Origin of the sequence: Amycolatopsis saalfeldensis (assembly GCF_900110575.1) — a bacterium.
Lineage (GTDB): Bacteria > Actinomycetota > Actinomycetes > Mycobacteriales > Pseudonocardiaceae > Amycolatopsis > Amycolatopsis saalfeldensis.
Genome location: NZ_FOEF01000055.1, coordinates 1 through 9,897, shown reverse-complemented (window position 1 = coordinate 9,897; position 9,897 = coordinate 1). Strand labels below are relative to the sequence as shown.

9 protein-coding genes and 2 pseudogenes are annotated in these 9,897 nt (G+C 66.0%); 5 read left to right on the top strand and 6 right to left on the bottom strand.

All coding sequences use genetic code 11. The features are described from left to right. The 3 genes and pseudogenes from BMY97_RS46730 to BMY97_RS46725 form a co-directional block, all read right to left on the bottom strand. Window positions 1–230 (bottom strand): annotated as a pseudogene (locus BMY97_RS46730) (IS256 family transposase); the annotation flags it as partial. Then, window positions 227–1,159 (bottom strand): IS66 family transposase, encoded by a 933-nt coding sequence (locus BMY97_RS45540; protein ID WP_143086538.1) that lies wholly within the window; start codon window positions 1,157–1,159, stop codon window positions 227–229. The pseudogene BMY97_RS46730 and the gene BMY97_RS45540, both read right to left, overlap by 4 nt. Beyond that, entirely contained in the window at window positions 1,140–1,403 is a 264-nt protein-coding gene (locus BMY97_RS46725) for a hypothetical protein (protein WP_143086537.1), read from the bottom strand. The genes BMY97_RS45540 and BMY97_RS46725 overlap by 20 nt, the downstream gene beginning before the upstream one ends. 19 nt (window positions 1,404–1,422) lie before the next feature. Here BMY97_RS46725 and BMY97_RS45535 point away from each other — a divergent pair, with 19 nt between their 5' ends. Genes BMY97_RS45535 through BMY97_RS45525 form a run of 3 tightly spaced genes read left to right on the top strand, consistent with a single transcriptional unit; the run spans window position 1,423 to window position 4,650 of the window. Then, entirely contained in the window at window positions 1,423–2,469 is a 1,047-nt protein-coding gene (locus BMY97_RS45535; protein WP_091629886.1) for a heme oxygenase-like domain-containing protein, read from the top strand. A 16-nt stretch (window positions 2,470–2,485) separates the two neighbouring features. Further along, window positions 2,486–3,712, top strand: coding sequence for an MFS transporter (locus tag BMY97_RS45530; RefSeq protein WP_091629884.1), 1,227 nt, complete (start codon window positions 2,486–2,488; stop codon window positions 3,710–3,712). Next, the gene (locus BMY97_RS45525; protein ID WP_091629883.1) at window positions 3,709–4,650 is read left to right on the top strand and encodes an ornithine cyclodeaminase family protein; all 942 of its coding nucleotides are present in this window, start codon (window positions 3,709–3,711) and stop codon (window positions 4,648–4,650) included. Before BMY97_RS45530 ends, BMY97_RS45525 begins: the two co-directional genes overlap by 4 nt. A 596-nt stretch (window positions 4,651–5,246) precedes the next feature. Here the strand turns inward: BMY97_RS45525 and BMY97_RS45520 are convergent. Then, on the bottom strand, window positions 5,247–6,077 hold the full coding sequence (locus BMY97_RS45520) for a transposase family protein (RefSeq protein WP_091629881.1): 831 nt from the start codon (window positions 6,075–6,077) through the stop codon (window positions 5,247–5,249). Between the two features lie 175 nt (window positions 6,078–6,252). Here BMY97_RS45520 and BMY97_RS48050 point away from each other — a divergent pair, with 175 nt between their 5' ends. Next, window positions 6,253–6,897: a reverse transcriptase domain-containing protein gene (locus BMY97_RS48050; RefSeq protein WP_218157028.1), complete on the top strand. Its 645-nt coding sequence runs from the start codon at window positions 6,253–6,255 to the stop codon at window positions 6,895–6,897. Window positions 6,898–7,113: 216 nt separating this feature from the next. Here the strand turns inward: BMY97_RS48050 and BMY97_RS45505 are convergent, their stop codons facing one another. Beyond that, complete coding sequence (locus tag BMY97_RS45505; protein WP_245787835.1) at window positions 7,114–8,046, bottom strand: phosphotransferase; 933 nt, start codon at window positions 8,044–8,046, stop codon at window positions 7,114–7,116. 149 nt (window positions 8,047–8,195) lie between these two features. Continuing rightward, a complete protein-coding gene (locus tag BMY97_RS45500) occupies window positions 8,196–8,834 on the bottom strand; it encodes a hypothetical protein (protein ID WP_091629879.1) in 639 nt (212 codons plus the stop codon). 833 nt (window positions 8,835–9,667) lie between these two features. Between BMY97_RS45500 and BMY97_RS46720 the strand changes: the two are divergent. After that, window positions 9,668–9,897 (top strand): annotated as a pseudogene (locus BMY97_RS46720) (IS256 family transposase); the annotation flags it as partial.

Below are 9,897 nucleotides of genomic sequence, written 5' to 3'. Positions count from 1 at the left end.
CCGGCAGGGTCTCCTTTCTCGTATCCGAGATGATGGGTCATTTCAGCGTCCAGTGCTCGTTCGAGCACCGCCTTGGTCATCTCGTTCAGCAATTCTTGCGCGCCCAGCGCCCCGCCATTCGCATACGCGTCTTTCACCAGCGCATCAAGCGTTTCCGACGGCAACACCCGAGCGAGTGCTTCGCCGGCCGCGGCACCCGCAGCCCGATCAGGCGATGTGTTCTCAGTCACAGATAGAGCCTTTCTGGGTCGCCGTCAGCGATCCCGATCTTGGTCCATCCGTGGCTTACACGGTTGTCATGACACGGCCAGGCGTCGTGCACCGCGACACCAGCGAAATCCGGCAAGACACCAGCGTGGTCCATTCCCTTCATGCCGCGCCTGCGGTGCACGGTGATCAGCGAATACTTCCCGGTCGATGCGGAGTGGACCCAGTGCAGCTTGCCTTCGACCCGGAACCCGGTCTCGTCGAAATGCGCCACCGGTGATGCGGCGATCCTGCCGCGCACCAGCTCCAGAAAACCCATGAGACCACCGGAGGCACGCCGGGTCGCGGCGGCGACGGTCCCTTCGGAGACCGGGGTGCCAAACAACTCCGACAAGGCTTGCGCCGTGCGTTTCTTCGACAGGAACTGCCCCATATAAAGGTAAACGATGATCGCAGTGATCCGCGGCCCATACTGCACCGGCGCGTTCACACCGTCCGGAGCCGCTGCGGCGCTCACCTGCCCGCATCCGCAGCGCCGCGTCACCAGCCGATGCTCGGTAACTCGGACCTTGATCGGCGGCAGGTCGAACACCTGCCGCCGTTCCACACCGACCTCCGGTGCGTCGCCCAAACCCGAGCCGCATCCACCGCACGCCCCCGGCTCATGCCGGATCAGCTCGTCCGGATCGGTGACCTGCGCCAACGTCGACCCCGGATGACCTTGCTGCCCACCAGGTTTACGCCCGCTCTTACGCCGCAACGACTTCGGCGCCGGCTTCGTCAACCCATCCGACGATGGCGGCTTCGCCGAATTACGCGAATTCATCCCCAGCCGCCGCTTCAGGTCAGCAACCTCGTCCCGAAGCTCGCTGATCAACACGTCTCTCTCAGCGTTGCCCGCCGCCAAACGCACGACCAGCTCAGCAAGCTCGTCATACGTTGGCTTCGGCACCAAACCATTGTCCCCCAAAGGAAACCATCAAACCACGCGACACGCCGAACCAACCACCTGACCAGTTACCAAAAGGGGAGGTGAATTCAATGACCGTCACCATCAAGAAGGTGGACAAGCCGGAGATCAGCAAGATCCGCGGCTCTGTGACCAGCGGCTGATCCAGCTCCGCAGAGTGTATGTCCGTGGCCCCGGCGGAAGTCTCCGCCGGGGCCACGGATCCCGCAAAGCTATAGTGGTCCACGAGTGATGTGAGTACGGAGATGACCGTGACAGCGACATATCAGGGACTGGAAGGCCGGCAGCAGCTCGACCTGGCCTACAAGCCGCAGCTGAGGCATTGCACATTCTTCATGCCGAAGGTCGGCGGTCCGACGCTGATGATCGTCGGTGACCAGCACTTCGAGATCGAGCAGCAGGGTGCCGATCTGAAGACGTTTCTCAACTTCAAGCGCTACCTGGACGGCCGCCACTCGGTGGCTGAGATCAGCCAGATCACAGGTCTGAGCTCGGGGGACGCGCTCGAGATCGTGACGACGTTCGCGGAGCAGGGGCTGCTGCGGGAGGAGCGGCCCGAGCTAGACCGCATCCCGGTGCCGGTGTTCATCGACCAGATCGACAAGTCCACCGGCATGTGGGCGGAGCAGATCGGATACCACCGGCTGTGGTCGGGGTTGGAGAACCTGGACTATCGCAAGGAAGTGTTCCTCGGGCTGATTCTGGAGACCTACCACTACATCAACTCGGCGAGTCGGCACATTTCGACAGCGATCGCGCACTGCACGGACCCGCAGTGGAAGCACCTGCTCTCCGAGTATCTGAGCGAGGAGTATAACCACGCCTGGATGGCCAAGGAAAGTCTGGTCAACATGGGCGTTCCGGCGGAGCAGGTGGAGGATGCGCACCCGCTGATCGGCACGTGGTCGTTGGTGAACAACCTGTGCGAGATCGCACGCGAGGACACCCTGGGTTATCTGGCGTGCACAAAGCTGTTCGAGGCGCGTGGCGCGGAGTCAGTCGAAGGGGCGACCGCACTGCAGCGTCTAGCCGTCGAATACGGCTTCCCGGAAGGATGCCTTGATCCGCTCGCGTCGCATGTCATCGAGGACGTGAAGGCGGAGCACACCGGCCTGGTGGAGGAGGCCCTGGAGGGGCGGGATTTCGTGCTCGCCGACCGGGCGCACATCGCCGTCAACAATCTCCACGACCTGAAGCACTCGTTCGATCAGTATAGCGAGAACATCATCTACTATTACTCGGATGTCGCGAACTACATTCCGCGTCTGAAGGTCGACTACTTCAGTCTCTGATCGAACAAAGGGCACAATGGGCACACGCTTCTGGCGGGCGCTGAGCGCCTACGTGGTCAGCACGGTGGGCGACGAGTTCTACGCGATCGCGCTTCCGTTGGTCCTGCTGCAGCTCGGCTACCCTGCGGCCACGGCGACGTTCCTTCGCACGGTGATCATGGCGACTACCGTGGCCAGCGGATTCCTGGTCGGGCATGTGGTGGACCGGTACGGGGCGACGCGATTGCTGCTCGGCTCGTACGCGGGCTCGGCGCTCGTCGTGACCGCCGGGGTGGCTGCCGTCGTGTTGGGCGGAGGTGGCTACCCGGCGGCGTTGGGCGTGGCCGCAGCGCTGGGCCTGTTCTCGGCGGTCTCGGCCGCGGCCGCCGACGCCGGCGTTCCTCAGCTGGTCCGGCCTGACCAGGTGCGGCATGGCTACTCGCTGTTGGAAACGGCGCGGGCGAGCGCCACCGTGTTGGGCCCGATGGTTGCCGGCGTGGTGGTGACCGTTCGCAGCCTGGCGCTCGTGATGGGGGTCAATGCGGTCTCGTTCGTGCTCGCCGGCGCGATCGCGGGGCGTCGCGGCGGTGGGACCACTGAACGGGCCGAACGTGGTCCGTCGATGTGGCGGCAAGTTGTGGACGGCCTGAGCGCGGTGGCGCGCAACCGACCGTTGCGGCTGGGCATCAGCCTGAGCGTGTTGATCAATGTGACTCTCGGCGCGGCTGAGCCCTTGGTACTGACGCGGCTGGTTCGGGAGTTCTCCCTGTCAGCGGCGGTGACGTCGATGGTTGTCGTCGGTGTCGGCGTGAGTTCGATCGTGATCTCGCTGGTGGTGAACCGGTGGACCAGGTCGTGGCCGGCGCGGCCCGCGATGGCGGGCTCCGCGCTGGCGATCGGGGCCTCAGGTGTCGGCCTAGGGATGCTGCACACCGCGTGGGGTGTGGGCGTGATGTTTTGCGTGCAGTCGGCGGCCACGATCAGCTACACCGTGTACTGGCGGACCTATCGGCAGAGCATCGTCGCCCCGCCGTTGCTGGGTCGGGTGTCCGCGACCTGCCGCAGCGTCGCCTACTCTGGGGTTGTTGTGGGCACTGCAGCCGTTGGCGTTCTACAGGGAGTGGGCGTGACGGTGGCAGCACTTCTTGGTTGGGGCGGCGTGATCTGCCTGCTGGGCGCGGTGGTCTCATCGGTGCTGTTGCGCAGGACCGGTCTCGCGCAGGGCGACGCCGATCCCGTGGTTCCCCAGGTGGATGCGCAGTGACGATTCTGCTGACCCGGTCTGATGTCGAGCGCCTGCTCGATGTCGACGAGGCACTCGGCCTGCTGCGAGCGGGTTTCCGTTCCGGCTCTGACGTGGTGACGCCGATTCGGGCGCGCACCGAGCTGCCGGGAGCGGGCACGGCGACCGCGCTGTTGCCGGGGCTGATCGACGGCGTGCCGGCGTACACGGTCAAGGTCAACGCCAAATTCCCGGGAGCGCGGCCGGCGCTACGCGGTGTGGTGTGCCTGCACGACCTCGCCGATGGACAACTTCTCGCGATGCTGGACTCCAGTGCGGTGACCGCGTGGCGCACGGGATTGGCCGCGGCGTTGGCGACGCATGAGCTGGCGCGGCCCGACGCGGACGTCGTGGGCGTCATCGGTGCGGGCGCGCAAGCCACGATGGTGATCCGAGGGCTCACCCGGCTGCGAGCCGTGCGCGAGTTGGTGGTGCACGACGCCTCACCGGAACGATCGGTGGAATTCCCGCCGAGCCGGGATGTGCCTGCGCGCGTTGCCGACGGGGCACGGGACGTGGCCGCGGCGTGCGGCATCGTCGTGCTGGCGACGTGGTCTCGAATCGCTTTGCTCGATGTGGCCGATGTTCCGGCCGGAACTCAGGTGACCTCGTTGGGCGCGGACGAGCCTGGCAAGATCGAGCTGACAGCGGCGCTTCTGACTGCGGCGACAACGGTGGTGGACGACCGCGTACTTGCGGCGCGCACCGGGGCGTTGGCGGCCACCGGGCTGGGTGAAAACGACGCCGATGCCACGTTCGGCGAGGTGCTTCGTGGCGAGCACCACGGCCGGGCCAGCTCCGACGAGGTGACGGTGTACGCGCCGGTCGGGTTGCCGTGGCAGGATTTGGCGTTGGCGTGGTCGGTTTTCCACGCAGCGCAGGCTCAACGCGCGGGTACCGCGATCGACTTCCTTGCGTGAGACCATCCCCGGCCCATACCCGCGCGCGGGGCGCACCGCCATTGCCGGAGCCGCGGGCATGGCAAGTGTAGGTGCGGGGCCCTTCCCAGGTACGCGGGAAGCATGTGACCTCCTCTCGGATCCATCCCCGAGTGCGGAGCGAACACGCCTCGATCGCCGACACCTGGGCGTCGCCGGGTCCATCCCGTATAGGCGGGGATGGACCCGCGGCCATCGCGGCCATGCTCAGCACGGCGAGATACGCCCCGCGCACGCGGGGATGGCCCCCCAGAAGCCGAGGGTGTTCGGGTGATAGGCGTAATGCGCCCCGCGTACGCGGGGATGGACCCGTGAGCAGGGCGAACGGCCCCTCGATGCTCGGATGCGCCCGCGTACGCGGTGATGACCTCTCCTCCGGTTTCCGTTGTCCTGCAGTGGTTCACGCGCCCGCGTACGCCGGGATGAAACCACCGGGCCGCCAGGCCGTGACAGGTTGATCCAAATACGCCCTGCTCACGTGGGGATGGACCCGATCTCACGACCACATTCTGTTCCCGGCGAATGCCGGATCGGCATGAAGCTCGCCGAGCGGCTCATAGAGGTGATCTCACCGACTTTCAGTTGAGTCGGCTGTGTTCGAAATGGGTGAGTACGAGTGCGGCTTTGACGATGTTGCCGATTCTGCTGGGGCTGGTGGTGATGTGCTGGAGCGTGCGCCAGCGGCCGGTGAGGATGGCGAATCCGCGTTCGCCCAGGCATCGCAGGCCGCGCAGCAGGGCGTTGTGGGTGCGGTTGTCCACGTCGAGTACCTGGTCGCCGGCGGGTTGTTTGATCGGGGTGTGTACGCCGATCCCCGCGCCGGCGTAGCCGCCGTCGGCCAGGGCGGGCAGGGCGAGATGGGATGCGGCCCAGTACAGGGCGCCGAGTACGTGTTCGCGGGCCACGGTGAGGTCGTGCACGGAGCCGGGTTCGACATCGGCCACCCACGGAGGGAAACCGTCTGGCCCGGTAAGCGCCTGGACGTTGCCGCCGTGCTCGTGGGCTTTCCCGGAGTACCACAGGTCGATCTGTTTCCCTTTGGCGCTCATGGTTTTCTCGCTACAGCGGTCAGCGGAGAAGATCTTCCCGTCGAGGATCACATACGCCAGCCCGTCGGCCTTGGCTCGTTCCAGGGCGTCGTGCAGATCCGGCGCTTGGTCGGCAAGCACCGCGATGACCTCGTCGAGGTAGCGGTAGCCCGTGGCGCGGGAGACTCCGTGATCTCGCGCCAACGCGGTCACGTCGGCGTCCTGGCGGAACCAGCGCAACCCCAGCACCGCTTGTCGAAAGCAGGTCAACACCCTGCTGTTCTTGCGGGTCCCACGTCGGCGGCGTTCGGCACGTAGAAGCCGGCTGAGGTACTGGGCCAGTTCACGGGACACGTCGAGCATGGCACGATAAGCAATCACGGGGAGCCTTCTGGTCAGGACTTGATCTTCGCAAATCTAGTTCTACCAGGGGCTTCCCGCCCGACCTCTGAGGCTCACCGCTCGCCAGCGCACCCGTTCACCAGCACAAGCAGCTTCACAGGCTCAACAAGCCAGCCCACAATCTTGGTGAGATCACCTCATTGATAAGACCACCTTGGCTGAGGTCGAGCTGTATGGGGTTTCCCGGTTGCTTGACGAATTGGCCTCCGAACTGAGAGAGGGCAGCTATCGGCCGTTGCCGACGCGCCGGGTCTTGATACCGAAGCCCGGCACGAGTGAGCAGCGTCCGTTGTCGATTCCCGCTGTTCGGGATCGCATCGTGCAGACGGCCTGCAAGATCGTGCTCGAGCCGATCTTCGAGGCCGATTTTCTGCCGTGTTCGTTCGGGTTCCGTCCGAAGATCGCGGCGCATGATGGCCTGCAGGTCCTCGTGGATGAGGCCTGGCGGGGCAGGCGGTGGGTGGTTGAGACGGACATCGCCAATTGTTTTTCGGCGATTCCGCATGACAAGTTGATGCAGGCGGTCGAGGAACGCGTCTGCGACCAAGCTGTGCTCAAGCTCGTGCGCGCGATGTTGCGGGCCGGGGTGATGAGCGACGGGGTGGCGCGGCGTGAGGTGACCGGAACGCCGCAAGGCGGTTTATGTTCAGCTGAACATAAACCTCCTTGCGGAACCCCGCTCAGGCTGTCGTGGTGTTCCCAGTCTTCGAGGTACCCGGCTTTGAGCATGTTGCGAACGAGCCGGAGAAGCCGGTTATCGTGGAGCTTCTCCGCCAGGATCTTGATCATTATGCCGTGATCCATGCTGCCGAAGCAGTCGGCGATGATTGCTGTAACGGCGTCGGTGGAACAGGCTGATTCCGGCCGCTCACTCGCGGGCGTCTTCTTTTCCTGGAACGCAACAAAAGCTCGTGACGTCGGACGCGAACTTGGGATGGGCATCGGCCCATCTCGACATGCGATCGTCCAAAAACAGAACGGAAACCGACGCCCCCGGACCACGCGAGCACTGAGGCTAGTCGAGGAGCGCTCGCACGCGCTCGCGCTGCGCGGTGAAATCCTTGACCCGTTTGGTGCGCTGCTTCCACAGGACGGCTAGCCACCGCAGTGCGATGGTGCGCTGCGCGGCGTGGAATCGGGCGCGGTTGTCCGGCGTGACGCCGAGGTCGGCTTCGGCGCTGGTCCAGACGTTGTCGGGAATGACGCGGGCGCTGATGTGCTCGATGTGGTCGGCGGCGTCGACGGCGATGTCGGAGAAGCCGCTGAACTCGAAGTCCGCGACGTAGGTGGTTTTCCCATCGTGGAGCCAGTTGAGCAGGTTCGCGTCGCCGCGGGAGTAGACGCGGGTGGCTGGCTGTGCGAGTAGTTCGGCGTCGCCGCTGTCTTCCCAGCGGTGCAGGAGGGTGAGCATGTCCGCGGTCTGGGCGGCGTCGGTGGTGTCGGCGAGCTGGCTCGGCCAGACGTCGGTGAGCCGGGCGACGTAGTGGCCGATGGAGTCGACGCGCTCAAGAGTGGCTAGCGGCTCGGTCAGAGGGACGTTCTGCAGGGCGCGAGTGGTCTCGGCCATCGAGTTGATGGCGGCCGCTGGGGCGAGAACGTCGAGGATCGGCGAGCCGGGAAGCAGGGTCATGCCGAGAGCAGGGGCGTCGGCGTTTTCGTCGAGCCACAGCGGTTCGGGCGCGCAGCCCAGGCCGGCGGCGTGTGCCAGGCCGTGCCATTCACGCTCGACGCGCTGTCGGTCGGTCTTCTTGTAGAGCTTGATGCAGGTTGGCGTGCCGGCCGCAGTCCAGGCGAAGACGTCGTTGTTACGGCCACCGTCGAGCGCGCGTAGCCCGTGTTCGTCCAGCGTGGCCGTCATTGCGTCGGCGCCGACCGCACGAGCGGTGCGCAAGGCGGTGAGCAGGTCGGCGGGAGCGACGTGGTCGCGGTGGCTGGCCGGCGTGGTCATCGATTCGGGCTCCCGGTTTCGGCTCGGTGTGATTGGGGTCGGGGGTCGGACGAGGTCGGCCCAGGAACAGGCCCGGCAAGGTCGTGATGCCCGCGCGGGGGTGCAGGCGATGTCTTCTCGGGCGTGAAACCCAGCGTCGCAGTAGACGGCTACCGGAGCGGTGGCGTGGATTTCACGGTGCTGCCGTCGTTGGCGGCGATGAGCAGGTCGGCTAGCAGATAGTGCCGGACACCGGGGATGGCCGGCGCCCCGCCGGTCGGGCCGGGGGAGTACCCGAGTGGCAGTCCGACGGTGATCGGGTCGCCCAGTTCCACCATGGTGGATAGCCGAGGCCATGCGTGATGAACGTCGGGTTCGGCAAGTATCTTCGCGCAGTGCGTGACCCGGGCGGTCGCGATGGCCGCGGCCGACCCGAGCTGCCAGCGGCGAGTGATCGGCCGCACGACCGCGATCTGACCGTTCTCCGACCAGCCTAGGTGCGTCGCGCGGAGCCGGAGTTGCACATGCAGACCCGCGTTGCGCAGGTACACGTCGTACGTCAGGTAGCGACGGCCTAGCTGTCCCATCGGCACCAGGGCAACCGTGTCGGCCAGGCCGGTCCCGAGCGGCCCGATCTCCACTGCCTGTCCCGGGGCGAGCACGGTCGGCGCCACCGTGGCACACCATCGTCGCGCCTCGTAGTCCGTCACACCCAGGTCCATCAGGTCTCGTCGGCCCGCGCCGTACTTCTCTATCAGCCGCGTCAGCATCGTGTCTCGCGCGGCGAACGCCTCCTGGATGTTCTGCATATCCACACCCCATATGTATCTGCATTTGTTCAACACCACTGCGCTCGACGTGCTGTTTCATGCGAGGACGGGCGGGGCTCGGCGACGGGTTCGCCGCGTTCGCCCGGACCTTGCGAGCCCCGTCATCGCCCGCTTCATTGCCAGCGCCGAACCCCTCGCCAGTCCTACGCTTCCGCGTCCTGGGCTGCCGCCGCCGCGATGTCCACCGCACGGCCCGCCTCCCCGCCGGACTCCTCGTACTCGGTGACGCCGCCTGCAGCGTCAGCGCCGTCGCCGGGTATGGCTTGGCCGGCGCCGCCCGCAGCGCGCTCGCCCTGTGTGACGGGCTCCGCCGGTACACGCTCCCGCACACGACTCTGCCGCTGCGACGCGCCATCGTCCACGCCTGGGTCATATTCGGTGGCCAGGACCTCCACCGTCCGCGTCCGGTGGGGACCCTGGCCGCGACTCCGGCCTCCTGCGTCGCGACCTTGACCAGCTCGCCGCAGCTGCCCCGGGGCATCCCGCCATCGTCAACTCCCAGATCGCCGTCTGCACCCTCGTTGGGCGGCATTCAGGGTGAGGACGTTGGGGTAGTGCGGCGGTGTTGAGGGTGAGCACGCGTCCGTGTTCGGCGGGGCGGGGTTGCTGGTGATCGTGTTCGGCGGCACTGTGAGCAGGTCGGAGTAGGCTACAGCCCTCCCGCTGTCTCTTGCCGGAGTGTCGCGGGAGAGCCGGGTGATGGTGCGGAGACACCGATTGATCACGGCAAAGTGGCCGTGTCATGACAACCGTGTAAGCCACGGATGGACCAAGATCGGGATCGCTGACGGCGACCCAGAAAGGCTCTATCTGTGACTGAGAACACATCGCCTGATCGGGCTGCGGGTGCCGCGGCCGGCGAAGCACTCGCTCGGGTGTTGCCGTCGGAAACGCTTGATGCGCTGGTGAAAGACGCGTATGCGAATGGCGGGGCGCTGGGCGCGCAAGAATTGCTGAACGAGATGACCAAGGCGGTGCTCGAACGAGCACTGGACGCTGAAATGACCCATCATCTCGGATACGAGAAAGGAGACCCTGCCGG

Excerpts from the sequence above, each read along its gene's own strand:
- BMY97_RS45500 (WP_091629879.1), bottom strand. The coding sequence starts at position 8,834 with ATGCAGAACATCCAGGAGGCGTTCGCCGCGCGAGACACGATGCTGACG.
- BMY97_RS45505 (WP_245787835.1), bottom strand. The coding sequence starts at position 8,046 with ATGACCACGCCGGCCAGCCACCGCGACCACGTCGCTCCCGCCGACCTG.
- BMY97_RS45530 (WP_091629884.1), top strand. The coding sequence starts at position 2,486 with ATGGGCACACGCTTCTGGCGGGCGCTGAGCGCCTACGTGGTCAGCACG.
- BMY97_RS45535 (WP_091629886.1), top strand. The coding sequence starts at position 1,423 with ATGACCGTGACAGCGACATATCAGGGACTGGAAGGCCGGCAGCAGCTC.